The organism is Emcibacter nanhaiensis (genome assembly GCF_006385175.1).
In the GTDB taxonomy this organism is placed as follows: domain Bacteria; phylum Pseudomonadota; class Alphaproteobacteria; order Sphingomonadales; family Emcibacteraceae; genus Emcibacter; species Emcibacter nanhaiensis.
Genome location: NZ_VFIY01000004.1, coordinates 581,326 through 607,675, shown reverse-complemented (window position 1 = coordinate 607,675; position 26,350 = coordinate 581,326). Strand labels below are relative to the sequence as shown.

Annotated in this window: 20 protein-coding genes and 1 tRNA gene; 12 read left to right on the top strand and 9 right to left on the bottom strand. The window is 56.8% G+C overall.

Features of this window, described 5'->3' with window-relative positions; all coding sequences use genetic code 11:
- Positions 1-74: 74 nt before the first annotated feature.
- Positions 75-926 (top strand): phytoene/squalene synthase family protein, encoded by an 852-nt coding sequence (locus FIV46_RS03295; protein WP_139938367.1) that lies wholly within the window; start codon positions 75-77, stop codon positions 924-926.
- Here the strand turns inward: FIV46_RS03295 and trmFO are convergent.
- The 4 genes from trmFO to uvrA form a co-directional block, all read right to left on the bottom strand.
- Positions 909-2,282: a methylenetetrahydrofolate--tRNA-(uracil(54)-C(5))-methyltransferase (FADH(2)-oxidizing) TrmFO gene (trmFO, locus tag FIV46_RS03290; RefSeq protein ID WP_139938366.1), complete on the bottom strand. Its 1,374-nt coding sequence runs from the start codon at positions 2,280-2,282 to the stop codon at positions 909-911. The genes FIV46_RS03295 and trmFO overlap by 18 nt on opposite strands.
- A gap of 65 nt (positions 2,283-2,347) precedes the next feature.
- Positions 2,348-3,934 (bottom strand): methyl-accepting chemotaxis protein, encoded by a 1,587-nt coding sequence (locus FIV46_RS03285; protein ID WP_139938365.1) that lies wholly within the window; start codon positions 3,932-3,934, stop codon positions 2,348-2,350.
- A 253-nt stretch (positions 3,935-4,187) separates the two neighbouring features.
- Complete coding sequence (locus FIV46_RS03280; RefSeq protein WP_139938364.1) at positions 4,188-5,765, bottom strand: methyl-accepting chemotaxis protein; 1,578 nt, start codon at positions 5,763-5,765, stop codon at positions 4,188-4,190.
- Positions 5,766-6,123: 358 nt separating this feature from the next.
- Positions 6,124-8,967, bottom strand: coding sequence for an excinuclease ABC subunit UvrA (gene uvrA / locus FIV46_RS03275; RefSeq protein WP_139938363.1), 2,844 nt, complete (start codon positions 8,965-8,967; stop codon positions 6,124-6,126).
- Positions 8,968-9,140: 173 nt separating this feature from the next.
- On the opposite strand from uvrA, the gene ssb reads away from it, so the two are divergent.
- From ssb to FIV46_RS03230, 9 genes are all read left to right on the top strand, one after another.
- Complete coding sequence (gene ssb, locus FIV46_RS03270) at positions 9,141-9,635, top strand: single-stranded DNA-binding protein (RefSeq protein WP_139938362.1); 495 nt, start codon at positions 9,141-9,143, stop codon at positions 9,633-9,635.
- Positions 9,636-9,780: 145 nt separating this feature from the next.
- Positions 9,781-10,002 carry a hypothetical protein gene (locus FIV46_RS03265; RefSeq protein ID WP_139938361.1) on the top strand — a complete coding sequence of 74 codons (222 nt, stop codon included), beginning with the start codon at positions 9,781-9,783 and terminating at the stop codon, positions 10,000-10,002.
- The gene (locus tag FIV46_RS03260; protein ID WP_139938360.1) at positions 10,002-10,946 is read left to right on the top strand and encodes a CgnE/CgnB domain-containing protein; all 945 of its coding nucleotides are present in this window, start codon (positions 10,002-10,004) and stop codon (positions 10,944-10,946) included. The genes FIV46_RS03265 and FIV46_RS03260 overlap by 1 nt, the downstream gene beginning before the upstream one ends.
- Before the next feature lie 343 nt (positions 10,947-11,289).
- The gene (gene gyrA, locus FIV46_RS03255; RefSeq protein ID WP_139938632.1) at positions 11,290-13,965 is read left to right on the top strand and encodes a DNA gyrase subunit A; all 2,676 of its coding nucleotides are present in this window, start codon (positions 11,290-11,292) and stop codon (positions 13,963-13,965) included.
- 3 nt (positions 13,966-13,968) lie between these two features.
- A complete protein-coding gene (gene coaD, locus FIV46_RS03250) occupies positions 13,969-14,484 on the top strand; it encodes a pantetheine-phosphate adenylyltransferase (protein WP_139938359.1) in 516 nt (171 codons plus the stop codon).
- Positions 14,485-14,508: 24 nt separating this feature from the next.
- Entirely contained in the window at positions 14,509-15,048 is a 540-nt protein-coding gene (locus FIV46_RS03245) for a peptidylprolyl isomerase (RefSeq protein ID WP_246056850.1), read from the top strand.
- A gap of 8 nt (positions 15,049-15,056) precedes the next feature.
- Positions 15,057-16,106, top strand: coding sequence for a tRNA preQ1(34) S-adenosylmethionine ribosyltransferase-isomerase QueA (queA, locus tag FIV46_RS03240; protein WP_139938358.1), 1,050 nt, complete (start codon positions 15,057-15,059; stop codon positions 16,104-16,106).
- Positions 16,107-16,111: 5 nt separating this feature from the next.
- Positions 16,112-17,254 (top strand): tRNA guanosine(34) transglycosylase Tgt, encoded by a 1,143-nt coding sequence (gene tgt / locus FIV46_RS03235; protein WP_139938628.1) that lies wholly within the window; start codon positions 16,112-16,114, stop codon positions 17,252-17,254.
- A 101-nt stretch (positions 17,255-17,355) separates the two neighbouring features.
- Positions 17,356-17,431 (top strand) — tRNA-Lys (locus tag FIV46_RS03230).
- Positions 17,432-17,481: 50 nt separating this feature from the next.
- On the opposite strand, the gene FIV46_RS03225 is transcribed toward FIV46_RS03230, so the two are convergent.
- Complete coding sequence (locus tag FIV46_RS03225; protein WP_139938357.1) at positions 17,482-18,219, bottom strand: putative 2OG-Fe(II) oxygenase; 738 nt, start codon at positions 18,217-18,219, stop codon at positions 17,482-17,484.
- Positions 18,220-18,402: 183 nt separating this feature from the next.
- On the opposite strand from FIV46_RS03225, the gene FIV46_RS03220 reads away from it, so the two are divergent.
- The gene (locus tag FIV46_RS03220; protein WP_139938356.1) at positions 18,403-19,017 is read left to right on the top strand and encodes an antibiotic biosynthesis monooxygenase; all 615 of its coding nucleotides are present in this window, start codon (positions 18,403-18,405) and stop codon (positions 19,015-19,017) included.
- On the opposite strand, the gene FIV46_RS03215 is transcribed toward FIV46_RS03220, so the two are convergent.
- The 4 genes from FIV46_RS03215 to FIV46_RS03200 all read right to left on the bottom strand — a co-directional run bounded on the left by FIV46_RS03215 (position 19,014) and on the right by FIV46_RS03200 (position 25,678).
- A complete protein-coding gene (locus tag FIV46_RS03215; protein WP_139938355.1) occupies positions 19,014-19,403 on the bottom strand; it encodes an acyl-CoA thioesterase in 390 nt (129 codons plus the stop codon). The two genes, FIV46_RS03220 and FIV46_RS03215, sit on opposite strands and share 4 nt — an antisense overlap.
- 23 nt (positions 19,404-19,426) lie before the next feature.
- Positions 19,427-20,122: a S24 family peptidase gene (locus FIV46_RS03210; protein ID WP_139938354.1), complete on the bottom strand. Its 696-nt coding sequence runs from the start codon at positions 20,120-20,122 to the stop codon at positions 19,427-19,429.
- A gap of 58 nt (positions 20,123-20,180) precedes the next feature.
- Positions 20,181-21,800: a putative bifunctional diguanylate cyclase/phosphodiesterase gene (locus FIV46_RS03205; protein ID WP_181163036.1), complete on the bottom strand. Its 1,620-nt coding sequence runs from the start codon at positions 21,798-21,800 to the stop codon at positions 20,181-20,183.
- 242 nt (positions 21,801-22,042) lie between these two features.
- Positions 22,043-25,678, bottom strand: a complete 3,636-nt coding sequence (locus tag FIV46_RS03200) for a vitamin B12-dependent ribonucleotide reductase (protein ID WP_139938352.1) — start codon at positions 25,676-25,678, stop codon at positions 22,043-22,045.
- A 281-nt stretch (positions 25,679-25,959) separates the two neighbouring features.
- On the opposite strand from FIV46_RS03200, the gene FIV46_RS03195 reads away from it, so the two are divergent.
- Entirely contained in the window at positions 25,960-26,346 is a 387-nt protein-coding gene (locus FIV46_RS03195; protein ID WP_139938351.1) for an NADH:ubiquinone oxidoreductase subunit NDUFA12, read from the top strand.
- The last annotated feature ends 4 nt before the right edge of the window (positions 26,347-26,350 follow it).

Genomic DNA, 26,350 nt, shown 5'->3' with positions numbered 1-26,350 from the left:
ACCTTTTTTTTCGGTCGGTTAGGCTTGTTCTTGCAACGGTTTTACGGCATGAAGGATGAAAGTCGGAACAGGGTATGACAGACGAAAAAAACATCTTTGAGTATTGCGGCGCGCAGGTAAGAAAACAGGACCATGACAGGTTCCTGACGGTGCTGTTCGCCCCGAAGGAGCGGCGGTCGGATCTGTTCGCCCTTTACGCCTTCAACCAGGAGCTTGCGAAAATCCGCGAGACGGTATCGGAACCGATGCTGGGGGAAATCCGCCTGCAATGGTGGCGGGAAGCGATCGACGAGATATACGCTGACACACCGCGCAAACATGAAGTGGTGGAAGCCCTGGCCGGGACCATCAGGCGCCACGGCCTGCCGCGAGAGACGTTCATTGAAATCATCGACGCCCGGGGCCAGGATATCTATGACGAAAATCCACAGTCCCTTGACGACCTCAGGGACTATCTGCAGAAAACTTCCGGAAACCTGGCCCGGTTGGCGGCACAGGTTCTGGGCGGGGCTGATCCTGTGCTGCTGGAACATGCCGGAAGCAGCGGTCTCGCCTGGGGGATGATCGGTCTTGTGCGGGCGGTGCCCTACCATCTGTCGTTGAGGAAGGTCTTTCTGCCTGCGGACCTGATGGAACGGGAAGGATTGTCCCGGGACTTCCTGGCGGCGCCGGAGAAACGTGAGTCCCTTGCCCGGGTGACCGGCGAAGTTTGTGCCGAGGCGGAAGCTGTTCTGAGAGACCTGAAAACAGGGCGCAGATCAATCCCCGGGGAAGCTCATTCCATGTTTCTGCTCAATTCCCTGTCGCGCAGCTACCTGAAGAGCCTGAAAAAGGCAGGTTTTAGCCCGTTCAGCCTGCAGGAAAAGTCCGATGCCTTTTCCCGTCAGTGCCGCCTGATGTTCGACGCTTTACTCAAGCGCGTCTAGCCACTCCTGCAGGTCTTTCAGCGCCCGGGCGGCTTTGGCCGGTTTGCGTTCGGCCTTTTTCATCTTGCGGCCGTCGGGCCAGCGGTTGCTTTCCAGCGGCGGCATGATGCCGAAATTAATATTCATGGGCTGGAAGGTCTTCTGTTCCGGTGCGCCGGGGATATGGCCGCCGGTGATATGGTTGATCAGGGCGCCGAAGGCTGTGGTGACCGGCGGCGGGGTGATTTGCCGGCCCAGTCTCTCTGCGGCGGCGAAGCGCCCGGCCATCAGGCCCATGGCGGCGCTTTCCACATAGCCCTCAACGCCCGTCATCTGGCCGGCAAAGCGCAGCCGCGGCATTTTCTTCAGGCGCAGTTGATTGTCCAGCAGTTCCGGGCTGTTGATGAAGGTATTGCGGTGCAGGCCGCCAAGCCGGGCGAATTCGGCCTTTTCCAGGCCGGGGATCTTTCGGAACACTTCTTTCTGGGCGCCATATTTAAGCTTGGTCTGGAAGCCGACGATGTTATAGAGCGTGCCGAGGGCATTATCCTGGCGCAGCTGGACCACGGCATAGGGCTGCTCGTCAGAATGAGGATTGCGCAGGCCCACCGGCTTTAGCGGCCCGAAGCTCAGGGTCTGGCGGCCACGCTCGGCCATCACTTCGATGGGCATACAGCCTTCAAAATAGGGCGTGTCCTTTTCCCATTCCTTATAGTCGGCCTTGTCGCCATCCAGCAGGTCGTCAATCAGTTCATTATACAGCTCTTCACTGAGCGGGCAGTTGATATAGTCGGCGCCTTCGCCCTTGTCATAGCGGGACTGGAACCAGGCCTTGCTGAAATCAATGCTCTCCTTGTAGACGATCGGCGCGATGGCATCGAAGAAAGCCAGTGAATCCTTGCCGGTCAGTTCCAGGGTCGCTTCCGCCAGCCGTGCCGAGGTGAGGGGGCCGGTGGCGATGATGACATTATCCCATTCGGCCGGCGGAATGGCCGGGATTTCCTCCCGCTTCAGCGTAAACAGGGGATGGGAAGTGAGCTTGTCTTCCACATAGCGGCTGAACTGTTCCCGATCGACGGCGAGGGCGCTGCCGGCCGGGACCTTGGTGGCGGCCGCGGCCTCCATGACCAGGCTGCCGCAGCGGCGCATTTCCTCATGCAGCAATCCGACCGCATTATTCTCAAAATCGTCCGAACGGAAACTGTTGGAGCACACCAGTTCCGCCAGACCGTCGGTGACATGGGCGTCGGTTTTCACTGCTGGGCGCATTTCATGCAGCACAACAGGGACACCCGCCTCAAGCAACTGCCAGGCCGCTTCGGTGCCGGCCATGCCGCCGCCGATTACATGAACTTCTTTCGCTGTGGTGTCAGTCATAAAAAATCCTTTTCTCCCGGGCTTCATAGCACCGGAAGAAAAGGATGAAAAGCTGCTTTTGGCCGTTATTGGTCCTGCAACAACTGACTGATGCCCTGGGCGAGGTTTCTCGCCAGTTTATTGAGTTCCCGGGCAGCGGCTTGTACTTCCTGTGAAGACGCACCGGTCTCGTCAATGATGCTGGAGATGCGGGAGATATTCTCGGACATGACTGTGGAACGGCCGGCCTCTTCCTGAATGTTGACGCTGATTTCTGTCGTTGCCCTGCTTTGTTCGTTGATGGAGCCCGTGATAAGGCTGCAGCTGTCGCTAACCGATTGAATGCTGTCTGACACTTTGGTGATGGCTTCCACCGACCTTTTTGTGGAACTCTGGATTTCTTCCACGCGACTGGTGATGTCAGTGGTGGCCTGGGTTGTCTGGGTTGCCAGGTTCTTCACTTCACCGGCAACAACGGCAAACCCTTTGCCGGATTCCCCCGCCCGGGCGGCCTCGATCGTGGCGTTGAGCGCCAGAAGGTTGGTCTGACTGGCGATATCCTCGATCAGTTTGATGACGGCGCCGATTTCCGCCGCAGCCTGATCCAGGTTCCGAATGGTGTCCATGGTTTCCTTGCCCTGGTTGACGGCTTCATTGACAACCATCATAGCTGCATTGACCTGACGCTGGATCTCTCCGATATTGGCCGTCATCTCTTCCGTGGCGGCTGCAATATTTTTGACGCTTCCGGCGGATTGCTCCGCCTTGTCGGAGGACTCGGCCGTCCGCTGGCGTGCGTCATCCGCCAGCCCGTTCAGGGAGTCGGATGTGGCGGACAGCTGTGAAGCCGCAGAAGCAACCTGATTGGAAATCTGGGTGGTTTGCTCTTCGACACGCACCTGGTTGGTGACGATATCCCAGGTCACCATGATGCGATCGATATTGCCACTGCTGTTGTGAACAGGATTGATCCGTAACAACAGGGTCTCTTCACCAAGTTTGATGCGCGCCTTGTGGGGGAGCTTCGCGGAATCACTCAGCAGTTCACGCTGCATATGCGGATTTTTATGGAAAATATCAATATTGCTGCCCAGAACCTGATCGGCTTTCACCGGCAACAGGGATTCAATTTTTTTCAGGGTCTCGACACTGGTCGCATTGACGTAGTTTATGTCAAAGGTTTGCGGATCACAGGTCATGATATTGAGCGGCATCTTGTCCAGCATGTTCAGGAGCTGCTCGGTTTCCCGCTCAATATTGACTTTTTCGGTAACCACCGACCAGGTCAGCAGCAGGTTTTTCGAGTCCAGGTCCTGCACCATGAGATCCAGGTGTTCTTCACCGAGGGAGATGACCGTCTGAAAGGGAAGATTGGCCGGGTCGGCCAGCAGTTTCCGTTGGTGTTCAGGTGTCTTGTGAAAGACATCGATACAGGTGCCGATCAGATTGTCGGCTTTGATCGGAATGAGATGTTCCAGTTTCTTGAGAGTTCGCAAACTGGCCCGGTTTGCGTGTGTAATGACAAATGATTCCTTGTCACAAACCATCACATTGAGTGGAATAGCTTCCATCACTGTTTGGTGGAGTGATGACGAATTGTTTTCCTGGATGATGCTTTGAGAAATAGGCGCAGCGATTTTATGGGGAGTCTTTTTACCCTTGAACTTCAGCATTTACTATACTCCTGAACCGAGCGGCTGAACCGCATCCGGTTATACCCTTTGTGCGTTGTATGCCCCGGTGTTTATTTTTTTTCCGGGTCGTTATTTGTTTGTATGGGCAACATATTATAATAAGCTTAATGTTCTATTAAGACCTATTATTAGTATAGTGAGTTCAACGGATTACTATTCTTCTGAGGAAAATTATATAAAATAAAAGCCGGATCGTGTGATGACCCGGCTTGAATAGGGAAAGGAGTTTGCCTCAGGATTTTTTCAGCAAATTCTGAATGTCTTCCGACAGTTTCCTGGCCATATTGTTGAGTTCCCGGGCGGCCGCCTGCAGTTCCTGTGAGGAGATGCCGGTTTTGTCGATAATCTGGTTTATCTCGCCAAGGTTATCCGACATTTTTTCCGACCTTCCGGCTTCCTGCTGGATGTTACGGCTGATTTCCGCCGTGGCGCCGCTTTGCTCGTTCACAGCGTCGTTAATGGCGCCGCAGGCATCATTGACGGTCTGGATGGTTTCCGAAATCTTGAGAATGGCTTCCACTGACTTCTGGGTGGAATTCTGAATTTCCTCGACCCGGTTGGTGATATCAGTGGTTGCCTGCGTCGTCTGTGTGGCGAGGTTCTTGACTTCGGACGCAACCACGGAAAACCCCTTGCCGGCTTCTCCGGCCCGGGCCGCCTCGATGGTGGCGTTGAGCGCGAGCAGGTTGGTCTGGCCGGCAATATCCTCAATCAGCTTGATGACGGAGCCGATTTCACCGGCGGCGACATCAAGGGTTTTGATGGTTTCCGATGTGTCACGGCTTTGGTCGACGGCTTGCTGTACAAACGACATGGAATGATTGATTTGCCGCTGGATTTCGGAAATATTGGCGGTCATTTCCTCGGTGGCGGCGGCGACATTTTTGACACTGGCGGAGGTCTGTGCAGCCTCACCGGCGGCATGGGCCGCTTTTTCGTGGGCCTGGTCCGCCTGCACGTTCAGTTGCTCGGATGTCATGGTCAGCTGTGTCGCCGCGGCGGAGACCTGTGACGAAATCTGTTCAACTTCCTTTTCGACCAGTGCCTGGGCTGTAATCACATCCCAGGACACCATGATCCGTCTGAACTTACCTGTGCTTCCGAAGATGGGGTAGATGCGCAGATTCAGGGTTTCATTACCAAGCTGGATGCGGGCCTGGTGGGGCAGGTTATCCGGATTGCTCAATATCCGGCGCTGTATTTCCGGGTTTTTGTGGAAAATATCGATTGAACTGCCCTTGACGTCTTCTGCCCTGACCGGCAGCAGGTGCTCGATCTTGCGCAACATTTCCAGGCTGGTCTGGTTGACATAGTTGATTTCGAAGGTTTCCGGGTCGCAGGTCATGATGTTGAGCGGCATCTTGTCCAGCATGTCCAGCAACTGGCCGGTTTCACGTTCCGTCTTTACCCGGTCGGTGACCAGCGACCAGGTCAGCAGCAGATGGTCTGCATCCAGGTCCTGGACCAGCAGGTCCAGATATTCCTCGCCCAACGAGATGGTGGTGTTGTAGGGGAGGTTGGCCGGGTCGGCCAGCAGCTTACGCTGATGTTCCGGATGTTTGTGGAACTGGTCGATACAGGTGCCGATAAGCTCATCGGCCCTGATGGGAATAAGATGTTCAAGCTTTCGAAGTGTCTGGATACTGGTGTGGTTGGCGCCGGTAACGGTGAATGTTTCCTTGTCGCATACCATCACATTGATGGGGATGCTTTCGATGATTTTCCCGTGAAGCGGAGAAATATCATATTTGGCGGCGGAATTTAGATAGTCTGAATCGGAATCAAATTTACCCTGTGTCTGTTTCAGCATGGTTCTCCCCCTCTGCTGTTTGACTGTATGGCTGCCTGACTGCCCTGCGTTTATTTATGGTTGCATTAGATCTTTAGTGATAAATTATTTACCATAAATGGAAACTGTTTAAAATACCCATGATGGCATATGCCATTATATATTTCTATAGTACTACTAATGGGTTATGACGTAGTTCAGACTTATTTTAATAAAAAAAGGCGCCTGCTTGGGGGAAGCAGGCGCTGGTCACAATGGAGATTGTATTGAGTAATAGAGTACTAGGTTTTACAGAATAGGTTGGGTATCTGTAATGACTTCAGGATAGGGCTCGCGTGGTTAACAAATGGTTAACGATGCTGAAAATATTATCCAAATTTTATATAAGCGACTTAAGATATTGCGCGGTATAGCTTATTTCTGACAAAGAAATTTCTTCCGGCGTCCCCTCGGCGATGATCTGGCCGCCGCCGTCGCCGCCTTCCGGCCCGAGGTCGAGAATCCAGTCGGCCAGCTTGATCACTTCCAGGTTATGTTCGATGATGATCACGGTATTGCCCTGATCAACCAGATGTTGCAATACTTCCATTAGTTTCCTGACATCCTCGAAATGCAGCCCGGTGGTGGGCTCGTCGAGGATATAGAGGGTGCGGCCGGTGGAACGCTTGGACAGTTCCTTGGACAGCTTGACCCGCTGCGCCTCACCGCCGGACAGCGTGGTGGCGGCCTGGCCGATCTGGATGTAGCTGAGGCCCACCTTGTTCAGCATCTTGAGTTTGTCGCGGATCGCCGGCACGGCGGCAAAGAATTCGACGCCGTCCTCCACGGTCATATCCAAGATGTCGGAGATACTCTTGCCCTTGTAGGTAATCTCCAGGGTTTCCCGGTTATAGCGCTTGCCCTTGCAGACATCGCACTGCACGTAGACGTCGGGCAGGAAATGCATCTCGATCTTGATCACCCCGTCGCCCTGACAGGCCTCGCAGCGCCCGCCCTTGACGTTGAAGGAGAAGCGTCCCGGCTTGTAACCGCGGGCCTGGGCCTCGGGCAGACCGGCGAACCAGTCGCGGATCGGGGTAAAGGCGCCGGTATAGGTGGCCGGGTTGGAACGCGGCGTGCGGCCGATCGGGGACTGGTCGATATCAACGATCTTGTCGATATATTCGAGCCCGGTGATGTCGCCGTGCGGGGCCGGCACATTGCGGTTGTTATTGAGCTTGCGGGCCACGGCCTTGTACAGGGTGTCGATCACCAGGGTCGACTTGCCGGAGCCGGACACGCCGGTGACACAGGTCAGAGTGCCGAGCGGGAAGGCGGCGGTCACATTCTGCAGGTTATTGCCGGTTGCCTCCTTGACCACAATCTGCTTGCGTTTCTTGCCGGCCATATGCCCGGGGCGGCGCTCTGCGGGCACCGGGATTGAGCGGGTGCCGGACAGATATTGCCCGGTCAGGCTGTTGGGGTCGGCCATGATCTGTGCCGGCGTGCCTTCGCTGACGATTTCACCGCCGTGCACCCCGGCGCCGGGCCCCATGTCGATTACATGGTCGGCGGCGCGGATCGCATCCTCGTCATGTTCCACCACCAGTACGCTGTTGCCCATGTCGCGCAGGTTCATCAGCGTTTCCAGCAGCCGGTCATTGTCCCGCTGGTGCAGGCCGATGGACGGCTCGTCGAGCACATAGAGCACCCCGGTGAGGCCGGAACCGATCTGCGAGGCGAGGCGGATGCGTTGGCTTTCGCCGCCGGACAGGGTGCCGCTGTTGCGGCTGAGGTTCAGGTAATCGAGCCCCACATTATTGAGGAAACCGAGCCGTTCGGTAATTTCCTTCAGGATCCGGGTGGCGATCTCGCCCTGCTTTTCCGTCAGATGCCCGGGCAGGCTGTTGAACCAGTCAAAGCTGTCCTTGACGGAAAGCTGGGAGACTTCGCCGATATGCTTGCCGTCAACCTTGACCGCCAGCGCCTCCTGTTTCAGGCGGTAGCCGTCACAGGTTTCGCAGGTGGCGCTGCTCTGGTATTTGCCGAGCTCGTCGCGGATCATATTGCTGTCGGTTTCGCGCCAGCGCCGCTGGATGTTGCCGATTACCCCTTCAAACGGCTTTTCCACGGTGTAGCTCTTGCGTCCGTCGATATAGATCATCTCGATCACTTCATGACCGGAACCATAGAGCAAGACGTCCTGATACTCCGGCTTGAGGTCTTCCCAGCGGGTATTGGTCCGGAAGCCGTAATGGCGGGCGATGCTGTCGATGGTCTGGCTGTAATAGGGCGCATTGGACTTGCCCCAGGGCGCCAGCGCGCCGTCCTTCAGGGTCTTTGACTTGTCCGGCACCACCAGGTCCGGATCAAAATAGAGCTTCTGGCCGAGGCCGTCGCAGGTCGGGCAGGCGCCGAACGGATTGTTGAAAGAAAACAGCCGCGGCTCCACTTCCTCGATGGTAAATCCGGACACCGGACAGGCGAATTTTTCCGAGAACATGATCTGCTCGCCGGCCTTGTCACCACTCGCATATTCGGCAATGGCGAGGCCGTCGGCCAGGGTAAGCGCCGTCTCCAGGCTGTCGGCGAGCCGGGTTTCCAGGCCGTCCCGCACCACCAGCCGGTCGACCACCACCTCGATTTCATGCTTGAGCTTCTTGTTGAGTGCCGGGACCTGGTCGAGCTCGTAAAACTCGCCGTCCACCTTGACCCGCTGGAAGCCTTTCTTCAGCAGCTCGGCAAACTCCTTGCGGTATTCGCCTTTGCGGCCGCGCACGATCGGCGCCAGCAGATAGAGCCGGGTGCCTTCCTCGAGCGCCATGACCTTGTCGACCATCTGGCTCACGGTCTGGCTTTCGATCGGCAGACCGGTGGCCGGGGAATAGGGCACGCCGATGCGGGCGAACAGCAGCCGCATATAGTCATAGATTTCAGTTACGGTGCCGACGGTGGAGCGCGGGTTGCGTGACGTGGTCTTCTGCTCGATGGAAATGGCGGGCGAGAGGCCCTCGATATGCTCGCAATCGGGCTTCTGCATCATTTCCAGGAACTGGCGCGCATAAGCCGACAGGCTTTCCACATAGCGGCGCTGGCCCTCGGCATAGATGGTGTCGAAGGCGAGGGAGGATTTGCCGGAGCCGCTCAGGCCGGTGATCACCACCAGCTTGTCGCGGGGGATATCCACATCGATATTCTTGAGATTATGTTCCTTGGCGCCGCGAACGGAGATTTTGGTCAGCATAGTCCACCACTGATCATTTTAGTCCTAACTCTTTGCCAATTTGGCGCTTTTTGTCCATAAGTCAAGTTCTTATTTTGTTCTCATCGGAAAAGATGCTAAAATTTGCTTTGCAGACGCTGTTGAGGCCGTTATGGTGATGCATCATATCAAATACGAATAAGAAGGAAATACAGATGGCAGGAAGTGTCAATAAAGTCATTCTGGTGGGGAATCTGGGCCGTGATCCGGAAGTGCGCCATACCCAGGACGGCTCACCGGTGGTGAACCTGAGCCTGGCGACGTCCGAGACCTGGAAAGACCGGATGACCGGGGAGCGCAAGGAGCGGACCGAATGGCACCGGGTAGTGATTTTTAACGAGAATCTGTGCCGGGTGGCCGAGCAGTATCTGAAAAAAGGCTCCACCGTCTATATCGAGGGCGCGCTGCAGACCCGCAAATGGACCGATCAGTCAGGCCAGGAAAAATACACCACCGAGGTGGTGCTGCAGAAATACCGCGGCGAGCTGACCATGCTCGGCGGCCGAAATGAAGGCTCTTCCGGTGGCGGCTTCTCCAGCGGTGGTGATGACTTCGGCGGCGGCTCCTCCGGTGGCGGCTATGGTGGCGGCTCCGGGGGCGGATCAGCCCCGTCCGGCGGCGGCGACATGGATGACGAAATCCCGTTCTAGGGTTTGAGCGCCATTTTGAGAATTCAGAAAGCAGGTCTTCGGGCCTGCTTTTTTTATGACATTAGATTTCTCCTAAGTTTCATTGAAAAAACTGCAAAACAATTATAGGATGTATATATATCAAAAAAGCACGCAGGAGGAGAATATGGCGGAAAGAAAATTGAAATTTGTTGGCGCCGGCGATCAGGATGTCTCCGAAGTCACAATCAGCACCGGCACGCACAGGGTATCGGAAGCTGAGCCAACACGACGGGTTACTTATACAATTTCCTATCCAAGCGAGGCGATTAACAAGGCTTTCAAGGAGGCTGCCGAGCATATCATCGAGGATGCCAAGAAGAGAGGGGTTGAGCCCGGGCAGCCCTGATGTCATTTGAGGGATTGAGGGAAATCTTCCCCTCGAAGGAATTGCCGACGGTGGTCAGCGATTGCCGCTCCCTGCTGGACAAGTTCAAGGCGTCGGGATTCAGAACCCTTTCTGTTGACGATGTCTGCAATGACAGGGGTGGCATTCCCGAGGAGGTTTTATTGGTTCCGGCGGTGCCGGCCATTCACCCCAATGTGGAGTTGAATGGGCGGTTGTCCGGTTCAGCCGTGTTGCTTGTTCCACTGCTGGCCTTTGCCCATGACGACAGGTCTATTGCTTATATGCATAACCGGCTGGGGACACTCGATTTTGCGGCGGCCTGTGCCAATAACCGCAGGGCCATCGAAAATATCCAGCATACCCGGGATATCCTGTCGGTCGACTCCGAAGGATGTCATCTGCAGATCGAGCTTGGCGACAATGTGGATGTGTTTGCGCCCAAGCTTAAACCCGAGCTTTCCCACGGCGAATGGATCAGCATCATCCAGTTTTTCGAGATCGGCCTGGTGCCCAGCGACGACTATGGGTCCTTCAATGTGACCGGCACCCTGGCATGCAACGGGGTGTCTGTTGCTCACCATTTGCACAGCCATTTTGAGTCCGGCCCCCCGGCCCATAAGATCTGGTCGATGCTGGCGCAAAGATATAGTAACGGAGAATTTCCGCTGGTGCTGGAAGTCCGGGACTCAACAATGACCCGCATCCTGACCAGGGATGGGCAGGACTTGTTGCCGGAAATCCTGCCCTATACCGACGACATGATGCGGGGCAACCTCACCGAAGTGGGCTTCGGCGCGCTGGCGCCGTCGGATCAGGTCGACTGGTCGATCAATTCGCAACTGAACGAGCCCGCCGGGGGTATCCATCTGGCGCTCGGGGCCGGGGAGGAAGCGGCGCATATCGATTTTGTCTCGCCCTATGCCCGGATTTCTGGATTTAATTGATTAAACATCATTCCTGACTTCATTGGACGTCCTAACCTTCGGAATTGTGATAAAACCACGGAAATAGCTGCTCTCAGCCTTCCTTTCACATCGATAGTTTCGATCTGTCGTACAGGCCTCATAAAACTGTCATTTTAGGGGTCGTGATCCTTGCTAATACCCCCCGGAATTGCTATCAATGAACCTCATCATTTGTCATGTTTTGGAAGGGGCATAATAACCGGAAAATAAAACATGATGAGGGACAGATAGAAGAGTAAAAATAAGGGACAATTCCTTGAGTGATAATGTCGTTCTAGACCCCACGGATCCACACATTTCAAGCATCACCATCGAGGAGGAAATGAAAACCTCCTATCTCGATTACGCCATGAGCGTGATCGTGAGCCGCGCCCTGCCGGACGTGCGTGACGGCCTGAAACCGGTGCATCGCCGAATCCTCTACAGCATGTATGAAAACGGCTATGACTGGACCAAGCCCTACCGCAAGTCGGCCCGCGTGGTCGGTGACGTCATGGGTAAATACCACCCGCACGGGGACAGCGCCATTTACGAGGCCATGGTCCGCATGTCGCAGGACTTCTCCCTGCGCCTGCCGCTGATCGACGGCCAGGGCAACTTCGGCTCCATGGACGGCGACAAGGCCGCCGCCATGCGTTACACCGAAGCGCGCATGGACAAGGCCGCCGGCGGCCTGCTGGAAGACATCGACAAGGACACAGTCGATTTCCATCCCAACTATGACGAATCCGAACATGAACCCGGGGTTTTGCCGGCCCGCTTCCCGAACCTGCTGGTCAACGGCGCGGGCGGGATCGCCGTCGGTATGGCGACCAATATTCCGCCCCATAACCTGGGCGAGGTGCTGGACGCCTGTTGTGCGCTGGTGGACAATCCGGAAACCAGCCTAGAGGAACTGATCGAGATTGTGCCGGGGCCGGACTTTCCGACCGGCGGCCTGATCATGGGCTCTTCCGGCGCCCGCCAGGCGGCGATGACGGGCCGCGGCTCCATCGTCATGCGCGGCAAGACCCATGTGGAGGAAATCCGCCAGGGCCGCGAAGCCATCATCGTCACCGAGGTGCCCTATCAGGTCAACAAGGCGCGCATGATCGAACATATCGCCGATGTGGTCCGCAATAAACGCATTGAAGGCATTTCCGAAATCCGCGACGAGTCCGACCGCCAGGGCGTGCGCGTGGTGATCGAGATTAAGCGCGACGCGGTGCCGGAAGTGGTGCTTAACCAGTTGTTCCGCTATACCCCGCTGCAGACCAGCTTTGGCTCCAACACCCTGGCGCTGAACAACGGCCGGCCGCAGGTGATGAACCTGCGCGATATCCTGGAGGCCTTTATCCGCTTCCGCGAGGAAGTGATTACCCGCCGCACCAAGTTCAAGCTCGGCAAGGCAAGGGACCGGGCTCATGTGTTGGTCGGCCTGGTGATTGCGGTCAACAACCTGGACAAGATTGTCGCCATGATCCGCAAGGCGCCGAACCCGGCCGCCGCCCGCGAGGCCCTGATGGCCGAGGAATGGGATGCGGTTGATGTGGAAAGCTATATCAACCTGATCAACGAACCGGGCCGCGGCGTGGTTGACGGCAAATATATCCTGACCGAGACCCAGGTCCGGGCGATCCTGGAACTGCGCCTGCATCGTCTGACCGCGCTGGGCCGGGAAGAAATCGGCGGCGAACTGCAACAGCTGGCCGAGGAAATCGAGGAATATCTGGAAATCCTGCGCTCCAGAGAAAAACTCTACGGCATCATGCGTGACGAGTTTGTCGCCTACCGCGAAGCCTTCGCCAACCCGCGCCGCACCGAAATCGTCCCGGCCGAATTCGGCGATATCGATGACGAGGACCTGATCCAGAAGGAAGACATGGTCGTGACCGTGACCCACTCGGGCTACATCAAGCGGGTGCCTCTCACCACCTACCGGGCCCAGCGGCGTGGCGGCAAGGGGCGCAGCGGCATGCAGACCAAAGAGGAGGATTTCCTCCAGAACGTCTTTGTCGCCAACACCCATACGCCGGTGCTGTTTTTCTCGAATCTGGGGCAGGTCTATAAGCTCAAGGTCTGGAAGCTGCCCCCGGGCACGCCGCAGTCCAAGGGCAAGGCCCTGATCAATATCCTGCCGCTGCAGCAGGACGAAACCATTTCCACCATCCTGCCGCTGCCGGAGGATGAGGACAGCTGGGGCGAGCTGCATGCGGTCTTTGCCACCTCCAAGGGCAATATCCGCCGCAACCTGCTCAGCGATTTCTCCAACGTCCGCGCCAACGGCAAGATCGCCATCAAGCTCAGCGAAGGGGACAAGCTGATCGGGGTCGCTGCCTGCGAGGAGAGCGATGATGTGCTGATGGCGGCCAAGGGCGGCAAATGTATCCGCTTCAACGCCACCGCGGTGCGCCTGTTCAAAGGCCGCAACTCCGACGGGGTGCGCGGTATCCGGCTGGCCGAGGGCGATGAAGTGGTGTCCATGTCGATCCTCAAAGGCACCGACATTGTCATGGAAGAGCGCGATAACTACCTGAGGTACGCCAATGCCCTGCGCCGCGGCGAGGAGCCGGAACTGCCGGAAGGTATGGGCGAAGACCGGGTTGCCGAACTGCAGGCGCAGGAGGAATTCATCCTCAGCGTTACCGTCAACGGCTATGGCAAGCGGACCTCGGCCTATGAATATCGCGTGACCAACCGCGGCGGCCAGGGCATCGTCAATATCGAGACCTCGGAACGTAACGGCGACGTCATCGGGGCCTTCCCGATCGAGGAGCAGGACCAGCTGATGATGGTGACCGACCAGGGCCGCCTGATCCGGGTGCCGGTTCACGACGTCCGCATCGCCGGCCGCAACACCCAGGGCGTGACCCTGTTCAAGGTCGGTGACGATGAACATATCGTGTCCGTGGAACGGGTGACAGATACCGGCGATGAGGAAGAGGAAGAAGGCGAGGAAAATGGTGCGGCCGGCGAAGACACCGCTTCTGCAGCGCCTGAAGGTGAAGCCGAGGAGTAAGCCATGAGCAAACATAGCGAAGTCGTCGGCCTTTATCCCGGCACCTTTGATCCCATCACCCTGGGGCATATGGATATCATCAAGCGGGCCGCCCGGCTGGTGGACCGTCTGGTGCTGGGCATTTCCACCAATCCGTCCAAGAATCCGCTGTTTCCGCTGGAAGAACGGGTGGAACTGGTGAAGGCGGAGACCGCCTTCATCGAAAAAGAGCATAATATGGTCATCGAGGTGAAGCCCTTCTCCAGCCTGCTGATGACCTATGCCGAGGAAATCGGCGCCACCATGATCTTTCGCGGGCTCCGCGCCGTATCAGACTTTGAATATGAATTCCAGATGACGGCCATGAACTACAAGCTCAACCCGGATGTGGAGACGGTCTTCCTGATGGCGGACCCGTCCTACCAGGCCATTGCTTCGCGCCTGGTCAAGGAAATTGCCTCTTTTGACGGGGACATCTCTGCCTTTGTTACGCCAAATGTGCGTGAAAAAGTGTTGGAAAAGATGGGGAAAGCTGTATAAACAGCGCAAATCCAGGAACTAATCATGATGAAAACATTTTTCAGGGCGCTGGTCGCCTTTATCTTATTTACGGCAGGAGCAAAAGCCATGGACTTGGACCTCGAGAACACCCTGTATCTGGACCTGAAAGACGGCCGGGTTGTTATTGAAATGTATCCGGACAAGGCCCCGAAACATGTGGCCCGGATCAAGGAACTGGTCCGCGAAGGCTTTTACGACGGCCTGAAATTCCACCGGGTGATCCCGGGCTTCATGGCCCAGACCGGTGATCCGCTCGGTAACGGCACCGGCGGCTCCGGCCAGAACCTGCCGGCCGAGTTCAACGATATGCCGCACCTGCGCGGCACCGTGTCCATGGCCCGCGCCATGGACCCCAACAGCGCCGACAGCCAGTTCTTCATCTGCTTTGAGCATGCCCCGCACCTGGACGGCCAGTATACGGTCTGGGGCCGGGTGGTTGACGGCATGCAGTATGTGGACAACATCAAAATCGGCGAAGGCCCGGGCTTCACGGATCCCGACATCATCGTCAAGATGCAGGTTGCTGCCGACGTGAAGGAATAAGACGCCCCTTGAAAGTCGACCTGTTTGATTTCGAGCTCCCCCGGGAGCTGATTGCCCTCCGCCCCGCCGCCGACCGCGCCGGGGCGCGCTTTCTTGTGGTCAAGGGCAATGAACTGGAAGACCGGCAGGTCAGCGACATTGTCGACTATCTCCGGCCCGGCGATGTGATGGTTTTCAACGATACCCGGGTGATTCCGGCCAGGCTCACCGGCAAACGGCGCGACGCCAAGATCGAACTGACCCTGCATATGAATGCGGGCGAGGGGTGCTGGAAGGCCTTTGCCAAACCGGCCAAGAAGCTGAAACCGGGCGACGTGATCAATTTCCAGGACAAGCTCGCCGCCGAAGTGCTGGAAAAGGGCGAGGCCGGGGAAGTGACCCTGCAGTTTGACCGCCAGGGCACCGCGCTCCGCGAGGCGCTGGATGAGGTCGGCGTGATGCCGTTGCCGCCCTATATTGCCTCACAGCGACCGGTGGACGAGCAGGATTTGTCGGATTACCAGACCGTCTATAGTGAAAAGGACGGCGCCGTGGCAGCGCCGACCGCTGGTCTGCATTTTACCGACGAGCTTCTGGCGAAGATTGATGATGCCGGGGTCGAGCGGCTGACCGTGACCCTGCATGTGGGCGCCGGCACCTTCCTGCCGGTCAAGGCCGAGGATACCGAAGAGCACAAGATGCACGCCGAATGGGGCGAGATTACCCCGGAGGTGGCGGACAAAATCAATGCGGCGCACGCACGGGGAAACCGGGTGATTGCCGTCGGTACCACGTCGCTGCGGCTGCTGGAAAGTGCCACCGACGAGCAGGGCGTGACCCGGCCGTTTTCTGCCGATACGGATATTTTCATCACCCCCGGCTACAGGTTCCGTTGCGTCGATGTGCTGATGACCAATTTCCACCTGCCGAAATCGACCCTGTTCATGCTGGTCAGCGCCTTTGCCGGGTTCGACAATATGAAAGCCGCTTACGCGCACGCCATTGACGAGGGCTATCGTTTCTATTCCTATGGTGACAGCAGCCTGCTGTGCCGGGAGGACCAGATATGCCGGAAATGAAAGATATGAAAGACAATTTCAAACTGAAGATCGAGGCCACTGACGGCAACGCCCGCACCGGGGTGCTGAAGACCTGGCGCGGCGACATCCGCACCCCGGCCTTCATGCCGGTCGGCACGGCGGCGACGGTCAAGGCCATGAAGCCGGAAACGGTGCGCGAGACCGGGGCCGATATCCTGCTCGGCAATACCTATCACCTGATGCTGCGCCCCACAGCGGAGCGAATCCATAACCTCGGCGGGTTGCATAAATTTATGAACTGGGAACGGCCGATCCTGACCGATTCCGGCGGCTTCCAGGTGATGTCGCTGGCCCAGTTGCGCAAAATCACCGAGGAGGGCGTCGCCTTCCAGTCCCATATCGACGGCAGCAAGCATATGCTCAGCCCGGAGCGCAGCATGGAGATCCAGCGCCTGCTCGGCTCCAACATCGTCATGGCGTTTGACGAATGCACGCCCTATCCGGCGACCAAGCAGGAAACCGCCGACAGCATGCGGCTCAGCATGCGCTGGGCGCGGCGCTCGTTTGACGCCTTCCATAACGGCTCCGTGCATGCGGCAAAGAACGCCCTGTTCGGCATTGTCCAGGGCGGCGTGTTCGAGGACCTGCGCCTTGAATCCATCGACGCGCTTCGGGACATGGGCTTCCACGGGCTGGCCGTCGGCGGCCTTGCGGTAGGCGAGGGGCAGGAGGTGATGTTCGAGGTGCTGGACTATACCATGCCCAAGATGCCGACCGACGTTCCCCGCTACCTGATGGGCGTGGGCAAGCCCGACGATATTGTCGGCGCCGTTGAGCGCGGCATCGACATGTTCGACTGCGTATTGCCGACCCGGTCCGGGCGCACCGCCCAGGGCTTTACCCGGCGCGGCACCGTAAACCTGAAGAATGCCCGCCACACGGACGATCCCCGGCCGCTGGACGAGGAATGCGGCTGTGACGCCTGCAGCAAATACAGCCGGGCATATCTCAGCCATCTGATCCGCAGCGGGGAGATTCTCGGCGCCATGCTGCTGACCGAGCATAACCTGACTTATTTCCAGGACCTGATGCAGGGTTTGCGGGATGCGATTGCGGCCGGAAAACTGTCTGATTTCGTTGCCGATTTCCACGCGAGACGGGCACTTGGCGACATTGAACCCCTATAGGAATTTCATTTCAAAAAGAGCAGGAATTTTTTTTACAAAAAAGTGTCAGAAAATTATTGACCGATGCGGCATCAGACTCTATGTTCCGCCTCATCCTTTACGGGCCCTTAGCTCAGTTGGTAGAGCAACTGACTTTTAATCAGTAGGTCGAAGGTTCGAATCCTTCAGGGCTCACCATTAGAACCCCGCTGTCGAGACGCTGTCTCCGGCGGGGTTTTTGATTCTGCCTAAAGTTCGATCGGGGAGACTTTCCGGAGCTTTTTCATCAGGTCCGGGAACTTCTGCCACGCCCGGGAGAAGCGGCGGAATTCCGGCCGGATGCCGACGTCTATGGCCGGGTGGGCCAGGTTGAAGGCGAGGGACACCCGTTCGCCAAGGCCGCGATAGGGCTTCACATAATGCCGGAGCCAGGCCGGAAAGATGAAAAAGCTGCCGGTCCGGGGCGCCAGCTCAATGGTGCGTATGCCCCGCGCCGGAGCATAGATTTCCTTGTCCGGGCCGAGGAAATCATCCCGGAACACAATTTCGCCTTCCGGCGGTTTATCGCCGTGCGGCTCGCCGCCGTTCACATAATAGACGCCGGCCCAGACGGTACTGTGATCGCGATGATAGCTGACATGATCGTGCCAGTTATTGTAGGCATTCTGGTCGTTGGCGTTAAGCCAGGATTCTATATGCCAGTCATCTTTTTGCAAAGGCGGCAGGCCGGGCAGGATATCGCGGCAGGCCTGTTCTCCCACCTCAAGGACGCTGTCCATGAGTCGGGTCACCGCATCATGCCCCTGCCGGTGCAGGTCCAGATCCGAATGCCAGCCGCCGACATTGGTCCTTGTGATCCCTTTACTCTCGGTCCTGAGCTGTTGCAACAGCGCCATGAGGTCCCGGTTCAGGGAAACATGGTCTTCTATTTCGGTCCGGTATATCTCCACCGGAAACAGCGGGATTTTTTCAACTGCCTGAGACATGTGATCGTGGTAACCCTTCTTGTTTTTTCAGCACTATATCCCGGAAAAGTTGTCAAAAGTATAACCGGATTGTCCTGTCCCGGCTTAGCTATGCGTTTATTGCATTGCAGAATCGTAAAACTGGCGTTTGTCATCCTTCCTGTGCATGGCTTATAGTGTGAATATCGTTAAAGAGGTAAAGCAATGTTCGCACAAGCAGTAAACACATCTGAGTTTTGTCCCGCCGCCGAAGACAATGAGCCGGTAACGGTAACCATTGCCCGCAAGGTAAGACCCGGCAAGGAAGTCGCTTACGAGCAGTGGGCAAAGGATATTTCCGCTGCCGCCCGGCGTTTCTGCGGCCACCAGAGCCTGAGCATCCTGCGGCCGAGCCCGGCGACCGGCGGAAAATATGTCTTCATGCTGCATTTCGATACCCGCGAACATGAACGGGCCTGGGAAGACTCCGCAGTGCGGGCCGAATATCTGCAAAAGCTGGAGGACGACGGACTGGTTGAAGGCGAGACCGAAATCAACCTGGCGTCCGGTTTTGAGTTCTGGTTCCCGATGGCCGAAGTGCCCAGCGCCGCCCCGCCGCCGCGCTGGAAAATGGTGACCCTTGTGATCCCGACCGTGATCCTGCTGGTTATGCTGGTCAATTACCTGTTCCACCCGATTTATGCCAACTGGCCGGGGGAACTCAGGCTCGTTGTGCAGTGTATCTTCCAGGTGCTGCTGATGACCTATGTGATTATGCCGCGACTGATCTCGCTGTTCCGGTTCTGGCTTTATCCGCAGAAGGTTGGTGGAAAAGACTAGGGCTGCTCAATCTTCTTGGGCCTGTGGTTTTCATCGAGGGCGACAAAGATATAGTCGCCCTCGGTGACTGTTATTTCTTCTTCTTCGCCCTGGCGCATGACCGTGACCTCTATCTTGATGGTGATCGAGGTGGTTCCCACCCGGGCGACCTCGGTATAGACGCTGAGCCAGTCGCCGGGCAGCACCGGGGCGTGAAATTTCATCGCTTCCACAGCAACGGTGGCTACCGGTCCGCCCACATAGCGGATGGCTTCCACGCCGCCGGCCGAGTCCATCTGGGCCAGGATCCAGCCGCCGAATATATGACCGTTGGAATTGAGGTTGGAAATATTGGGAATCGTCCGGATCGTCGGCTGTCTTTTGCAGGATTTTTCAGGAGAGCTCATGTCATTTCCTTTGCAATTCAGGACTAGATTTTCCGGCCCATCCAGATGATGCGGCCGAGGATGTCGAGGGCATCGGGTTCGCAGTCGGACCAGGAGTCGTATTGGGGGTTATCGCTTTTGATGGTGCAGAGTTTGGTAACGGGATTAATGGAAACCCGCTTCACCAGCAGCATGTCATCGTTCCTCAGCACATAAATGCCGTCATTGCGGATCTGTCGCTCGCTCATATCGACAAGAATATGGTCGCCGTCCTGCAGAGTGGGGGACATGCTGTCGCCGGAGACGGTGATGACCGCCAGGCTTTCCGGCGTGGCGTTTGAACTGGTCCTGATCCAGCTTTTGCGGAAGGCAAGACGATTGTGGATGTCGTTATTTTCGGCAAACGCCCCAGCGCCGGCGGCGGCATGAATGTCATAGACATTGACCAGCACATAGTCGTCAGGGGAAAAGTCGCCGGGAAGATTTTCGCCGGAGACGGAAGGGGTCGGGAAATCCGCCGGCGAGCCGAAATAGTCGGCGGCAAGTCCGAAGTGATCAATGATTTTCGCCAGGTCGAGGTCGTTGAGGCATTTGGGAACGCCGCGTTTGATATATTGCTGGATATAGGCGTGGTTTTTGCCGATCAGGGCAGAAACCGAGGCATAATCCTCGGCCGCACTGGTCCGGATCAAATGGTCCAGTTTTTCTCTGATCTGCTTGTAATATCTGTTGTAGTCCACGTCCGGCCCCGAAGTTATTCGATAGGCATTATAGGACTATTTAGGGAGTTGGAAACCTTTAATTTGCCTGCGGACCGGAGTTTTTCAGCAGTTCTTCGGCATCGGCGGCGGACAGGGGTTTGGCAAAAAGATAGCCTTGTCCGGCGTGGCATCCCAGGTTGCGTAATATGCTGAGCTGGGATTCTTCCTCGATGCCCTCGGCCACCAGGTCCATGCCAAGGGTGGTGGCCAGGTTGGTAATAATATGCACGATCTTCAGGCTGTCTTCACTGTTGTTCATCTGGCTGATGAAGGACCGGTCGATCTTCAGGGTGTCAGCGGGAAAACGGTTGAGGTAACTGAGGGAGGAATAACCGGTACCGAAATCATCGATGGCCAGGCTGATATTCAGAGATTTCAGATCGAGCAGGATATCGCGGGCCAGGTCGGAGTTGTCCATCAGGGCGGATTCGGTAATCTCGAGCTTGAGACGATCTCCCTGCAGGCCGGACTGGTATAGGGCATCCCGGGTCACGGCGACAATATCGTCCTCGGCAATCTGGATATTGGACACATTCACATTCATTTTCAGCGAGGAGGCAGCGGGATATTTCCGGATCCACTCGCTCAGTTGCCGGCAGGCTTCGTTCATGCACCAGCGGCCCATGGGCATAATCAAACCAGTATCCTCGGCAATGGGAATGAATTCCACCGGCGAGATCGTGCCCCGCTCGGGATGGAACCACCTGGTCAGGGCTTCAAAGCCCGTGATGGCACCGGTGCTGAGACTGATAATCGGTTGATAGTGAAGCTCCAGCTGCTTGTTTTCTATGGCGTGGCCGAGTTCCTGTTCCATGCGCAGCAGGGACTGGGCGCGGGTTTTCAGTTCAGGGCGGTAAACCAAGGTGCGGTCGGAACTGAGGCCGTTGATTCGCTGCATGGCCATATGGGCGTCCTGAATCAGGTTGATCAGGTTATGCAGCGTGGAAGTGCCGGAGGAAATGCCGATGGTGGCGGCAACCTGCAGATATTGTTTGCCAAGCCTGATCTTGCGGCCCAGTTCATGATGGATGCTGTCTGCCAGGGCGCGGGCTTCACTTTCAGCATTCTGCATGTCTTCGTCGGTCAGGAGGATGACGAATTTGTCGCCGTCGAAGCGCGCCAGCAGAGCTTCTGCGGGGAGGCAGCCCTGGATCAGTTGTGCGACTTCCCGCAGCAGCTCATCGCCGACCTCATAGCCGAAACTTTCATTGATTCTCTGCAGCTTGAAGATATTGATGAACAGGACGGCTGTTTCGCCCAGCGGCAGGTCGTTGCCAAAGCGGTTTTCGATGATCTCGTAAAAATAATGTTTGTTCGGCAGGTTGGTCAGGCTGTCATAATAGGTATAGCGTTCCAGTTCCCGCTCGAAGGCGGCCTCGAAGCTGTTGTCAGCGGTCAACAGGACCAGTTTTTCCAGGCCGCCGGTCTCATTCTTCAGGGGAATCAGGCGGCAATAGAGGGAGACTTCTTCCAGGTTGGGTAGGGCAAAGCGCCAGTTCAGGTCGGTGGTTTCGAATTCGCTGGCGGCTTTCGTCAGAGCCTGCTGCAGTTGGCCGTTGTCTTCAAGCCAGTCGAGCTCGCCAATCAGCTTGCCGACCGGATTCTGTTGTCCATAACTGATTTTGGAAATCAGACTGTCGCTGGATTGGGTGAACATAAAATCCCCGTCGCCGAGCACCTTGATTTCACCGATGCCGTCAGCGAGCTGCTTGCTTAAAATCCGGGACTCCGACGGGACGTTTAATCTCGGTTTATTGTCTCTGAAAAGATATGGCGTCCTTTTGGAAGGAAGCATGCCGGTTGTCTCACCCTGGTTGAAAACTCATTCGCGAATTGGGGTCGTCCCATGAGTTCATCAGAGTGAGTGAATTGTGTAAATATTTCGTAAACCTTAAATGCTCAGGAGCAGCCGCTGGTCGCCCCGCAACTGTCACACTTCAGGCAGGTGCCGTTGCGGACCATGGTGAAGTTGCCGCACTCCTGGCACGCATCCCCTTCATAGCCTTTCATGCGCGCCTGAACCACCTCGCTGTGCATGGATTCGCGTGTGATCACAGTGGCATTGACGACCGCCTTGGTTTGGGAGGAGGCCACGTCGGCTTCCATCTTGATTTCCTCCTGCGCCGTCGACTCGCCGGTCGTGTTCAGGACGTAAAGATTACTTTTCCTGACATAGCCGGTACTGGCCAGCCCCATCACCCGGTCCAGGGCCTGCTCGGTGCCTTTGACGGGTTCCGTTCTCGCCGGGCCGTCGCCATCGCCAATGGAATCAGGCATCAGGTCTTCGGGGTTGACGTGCGCCAGGTCGTTTCGTCCCAGATAGGACACGGCGAGTTCCCGGAAGATATAATCAAGAACGGAAGTGGCCATCTTGATGGCGTCGTTGCCGACCACCTGGCCGGACGGTTCGAACCTGGTAAAGGTAAAGGCGTCCACATATTCCTCCAGCGGCACGCCATACTGCAGGCCGATGGACAGGGCTATGGCGAAATTGTTCATCAGGCTGCGGAAAGCCGCGCCTTCCTTGTGCATATCGATGAAAATTTCACCAAGGGTGCCGTCGTCATACTCGCCGGTCCTGAGATAAACCTTGTGGCCGCCGACCATGGCTTTCTGGGTATAGCCCTTGCGCCGGGACGGCAGTTTGCGTCTCGCGGCCGGGGCATTCTGCTCGACAATGCGCTCTACGATGCGTTCAGCTACAATTCGAGTCTTTTCCGGGAGTGAGTCATCCTCCTTTGCGTCATCTTCCTTCAGCAAAGAGACGTTGAGCGGCTGGGACAATTTAGAGCCGTCGCGGTACAGCGCGTTGGCCTTCAAACCCAGGTTCCAAGACAGCATATAGGCGTTCTTGCAATCCTCGACCGTGGCCCGGTTGGGCATGTTGATGGTTTTGGAAATAGCGCCGGAAATAAACGGCTGGGCCGCCGCCATCATGCGGATATGGCTTTCCGCGCTCAGGAACCGCTTGCCGATCCTGCCGCAGGGGTTGGCGCAGTCAAACACCGGAAGATGATGTTCTTTCAGGTGAGGGGCGCCTTCCAGGGTCATGGTCCCGGTGCAGTAAAGATTGGCCTCCTCGATCTGTTTTTTATCGAAGCCCATTGCCTCCAGCATGTTGAAGCTGAGGTCATCCAGTTGCTCGTCGGAGAACCCGAGGACGTCGCGACAGAAATCCCGCCCCAGCATCCAGTGATTGAACGCGAAGCTGATGTCGAAGGCGCTGCCGATATTGTCTTCCAGGATATCCAGCTGGGCCTGGGAGAACCCCTTGTCTTTCAGGCTCTGATGGTTGATGTGCGGGGCGCCGTCCAGGGTGCCGTAACCGACTGCATATTTGACCATTTCGTCGATCTGCTTGGGGGTATAGCCCAGGGTCTTCAGGGCATTGGGCACCAGGCGGTTGATGATCTTGAAGTGACCGCCGCCGGCCAGCTTTTTATATTTGACCAGCGCAAAGTCGGGCTCGATCCCGGTGGTGTCGCAATCCATCACCAGGCCGATGGTGCCGGTCGGGGCGATCACGCTGACCTGGGCGTTGCGATAACCGTGCAGGGTGCCGATTTCCAGCGCCTGGTCCCAGGCCCGGCCGGCAGCCGTGGCAATATCAGGGAACGGGCAACTGGGGATGTCCAGTGGCACCGGTGTTGTGTGCAGTTCTTCATAACCGTCTTCATTGCCCCAGGCGGCCCGGCGGTGATTACGGATCACCCGCAGCATGTCTTCACGGTTTTCCTCGTAGGATGCGAAGCTGCCAAGCTCGCGGGCCATTTCGGCAGACGTGCGATAGGCTGCACCGGTCATGAGAGCGGTAATAGCGCCGCACAGGGCGCGGCCTTCATCGCTGTCATAGCTGAAGCCGGAAGACATGATCAGTCCGCCGATATTGGCAAAGCCCAGTCCCAGAGTCCGGAAATCATAGCTGAGGCGGGCAATTTCCTTGGACGGGAACTGGGCCATCAGGACCGATATCTCGAGCACAATCGTCCAGATGGTGACCGCATGTTCAAAGCTGTCCACATCAAAGTCGTCGTCCGGGGTCCGGAACTTCATCAGGTTCAGGGACGCCAGGTTACAGGCGGTATTGTCCAGGAACATATATTCCGAGCAGGGGTTGGAAGCGCGGATCGGCCCGGACTGGGGACAGGTGTGCCAGTCGTTGATGGTGGTATGGAACTGCAGGCCGGGATCGGCGCACTGCCAGGCGGACAGGGCGATATCCTCCCACAGGGCGCGGGATTTGACGGTTTTGGCGACCCTGCCGTTGCCGCGGTTGATCAGGTCCCAGTCGCCGTCGTCCAGGACCGACTGCATGAAATCGTCGGTCACCCGGACCGAGTTGTTGGAATTCTGCCCGGAGACAGTCATATAGGCTTCGGAATCCCAGTCGGTGTCGTAGGTTTCGAATTCGATTTCCGTATAGCCCTGTTTGGCAAACTGGATCACCCGCTGGATGTAATTTTCGCTGACCAGGGCGTTGCGGGCGGAAAGCACCGCGGTTTTCAGGTCTGCATTCGCATTGGGATCACAGGCGTCTGCCGGCTCCAGCGATTTGCTCTGGCAGGCGGTCATCACTTCCTGGAGATGTTTCTCAACAATTTTCGAGCCGGTGACAAGGGCCGCGACCTTTTGTTCTTCCTTGACTTTCCAGTTGATGAATTCCTCGATGTCCGGATGGTCGATATCAACGATGACCATTTTGGCCGCACGTCTGGTGGTGCCGCCCGATTTAATGGCGCCGGCTGCCCGGTCGCCAATCTTCAGGAAGCTCATCAGGCCGGAAGACTTGCCGCCGCCGGACAGGGGCTCGCCGGAGCCGCGGATATTGGAGAAGTTGCTGCCGGTGCCGGAGCCGTATTTGAACAGACGGGCCTCCCGGGTCCACAGGTCCATAATGCCGCCGTCGTTGACCAGGTCGTCGGACACGCCCTGGATAAAGCAGGCGTGGGGCTGGGGATGTTCATAAGCGCTTTTGGACTTGGTCAGCTTGCCGGTTTTGTAATCAACATAATGGTGACCCTGGGCGGGACCATCGATGCCGTAGGCCCAGTGCAGCCCGGTGTTGAACCACTGGGGGGAGTTGGGGGCGCACATCTGGTTGGCCAGCATGAAGCGCAACTCGTCAAAGAAAGTCCGGGCATCGCTTTCCTCGCTGAAGTAACCGCCTTTCCAGCCCCAGTAGGTCCAGGTTCCGGCCAAACGGTCAAAGACCTGCTTGGCGCTTTTTTCCGGGCCGCTTCTTTTCTCTTCGGGCAGGCTTGAAAGGGCAGACTCGTCAGCTTCATGACGCCAGAGCCAGCTGGGAACGCCGTCTTCCCTGACCGGGCGAAGGCAGCAGGGCACCCCGGCCTTGCGGAAATATTTCTGGGCAATGATATCCGCCGCAACCTGACTCCAGTCAGCAGGCACCTCGATATTCTTGAGTTCAAAAACAACCGTGCCGTCCGGATTGCGGATCTCGCTGTCGGTCGTTCTGAATTCAAGGCTGTGGTACGGTGACTGATCTGGTGAAGTAAAGCGACGTTTAACCTTCATCTAAATTCCCCGGCGTATTCTCTTCTGTTTTACGATTGAAGAAGTGTATCGCACTCGTGGTTAATTCCATAGCGATTTTTCTGATATATTGTGTTTGACAGGGGCTGGACTGCTACATCTTGTGTTTGTCGAATCGTTGGTTAAGCCCCTGGAGGACCAGGACCATAATATTGCCCCGATTTTCCGGAGAATAATCGCCGGCGCATTGTTTTATGGTTGTTCTGCAGGGGCTGGCACGGTATAGAAAGTAAAACTTGGATAAAAGGCAGGACGGACAGGATATGTTTTCCTTACTGAGAAAAATCTTCACCTGGTGGCACAACAGCACAATCGGCACCTGGGTTTTCACCAGCCTGAACGGTGAGAAGGTTGGCGAAGATGACCAGGGCAATGTTTATTACCATGAGAAAAAGGGTAAAAAACGCTGGGTAATTTATAACGGTGAAATCGAAGCGTCCCGCATACCGCCGGAATGGCATGCCTGGCTTCACTATACCGTTGACGAAACACCGGTCGAACAGCCGCCGGTGGTCAAGAGCTGGGAAAAGGAACATCAGCCCAACCTGACCGGCACTGTGGATGCCTACTATCCGAGCGGAAGCCTCAATGCCGCCGGTTCTCGGGCGAAAACAACAGGCGATTACGAAGCCTGGACGCCGAACAGCTGAGACT

What these genes read in the sequence shown, in the direction of transcription:
- FIV46_RS03295 (WP_139938367.1), top strand. Translation starts at nt 75, where the DNA reads ATGACAGACGAAAAAAACATCTTTGAGTATTGCGGCGCGCAGGTAAGA.
- trmFO (WP_139938366.1), bottom strand. Translation starts at nt 2,282, where the DNA reads ATGACTGACACCACAGCGAAAGAAGTTCATGTAATCGGCGGCGGCATG.
- FIV46_RS03285 (WP_139938365.1), bottom strand. Translation starts at nt 3,934, where the DNA reads ATGCTGAAGTTCAAGGGTAAAAAGACTCCCCATAAAATCGCTGCGCCT.
- FIV46_RS03280 (WP_139938364.1), bottom strand. Translation starts at nt 5,765, where the DNA reads ATGCTGAAACAGACACAGGGTAAATTTGATTCCGATTCAGACTATCTA.
- uvrA (WP_139938363.1), bottom strand. Translation starts at nt 8,967, where the DNA reads ATGCTGACCAAAATCTCCGTTCGCGGCGCCAAGGAACATAATCTCAAG.
- ssb (WP_139938362.1), top strand. Translation starts at nt 9,141, where the DNA reads ATGGCAGGAAGTGTCAATAAAGTCATTCTGGTGGGGAATCTGGGCCGT.
- FIV46_RS03265 (WP_139938361.1), top strand. Translation starts at nt 9,781, where the DNA reads ATGGCGGAAAGAAAATTGAAATTTGTTGGCGCCGGCGATCAGGATGTC.
- FIV46_RS03260 (WP_139938360.1), top strand. Translation starts at nt 10,002, where the DNA reads ATGTCATTTGAGGGATTGAGGGAAATCTTCCCCTCGAAGGAATTGCCG.
- gyrA (WP_139938632.1), top strand. Translation starts at nt 11,290, where the DNA reads ATGAAAACCTCCTATCTCGATTACGCCATGAGCGTGATCGTGAGCCGC.
- coaD (WP_139938359.1), top strand. Translation starts at nt 13,969, where the DNA reads ATGAGCAAACATAGCGAAGTCGTCGGCCTTTATCCCGGCACCTTTGAT.
- FIV46_RS03245 (WP_246056850.1), top strand. Translation starts at nt 14,509, where the DNA reads ATGATGAAAACATTTTTCAGGGCGCTGGTCGCCTTTATCTTATTTACG.
- tgt (WP_139938628.1), top strand. Translation starts at nt 16,112, where the DNA reads ATGAAAGACAATTTCAAACTGAAGATCGAGGCCACTGACGGCAACGCC.
- FIV46_RS03225 (WP_139938357.1), bottom strand. Translation starts at nt 18,219, where the DNA reads ATGTCTCAGGCAGTTGAAAAAATCCCGCTGTTTCCGGTGGAGATATAC.
- FIV46_RS03220 (WP_139938356.1), top strand. Translation starts at nt 18,403, where the DNA reads ATGTTCGCACAAGCAGTAAACACATCTGAGTTTTGTCCCGCCGCCGAA.
- FIV46_RS03215 (WP_139938355.1), bottom strand. Translation starts at nt 19,403, where the DNA reads ATGAGCTCTCCTGAAAAATCCTGCAAAAGACAGCCGACGATCCGGACG.
- FIV46_RS03205 (WP_181163036.1), bottom strand. Translation starts at nt 21,800, where the DNA reads ATGTTCACCCAATCCAGCGACAGTCTGATTTCCAAAATCAGTTATGGA.
- FIV46_RS03200 (WP_139938352.1), bottom strand. Translation starts at nt 25,678, where the DNA reads ATGAAGGTTAAACGTCGCTTTACTTCACCAGATCAGTCACCGTACCAC.
- FIV46_RS03195 (WP_139938351.1), top strand. Translation starts at nt 25,960, where the DNA reads ATGTTTTCCTTACTGAGAAAAATCTTCACCTGGTGGCACAACAGCACA.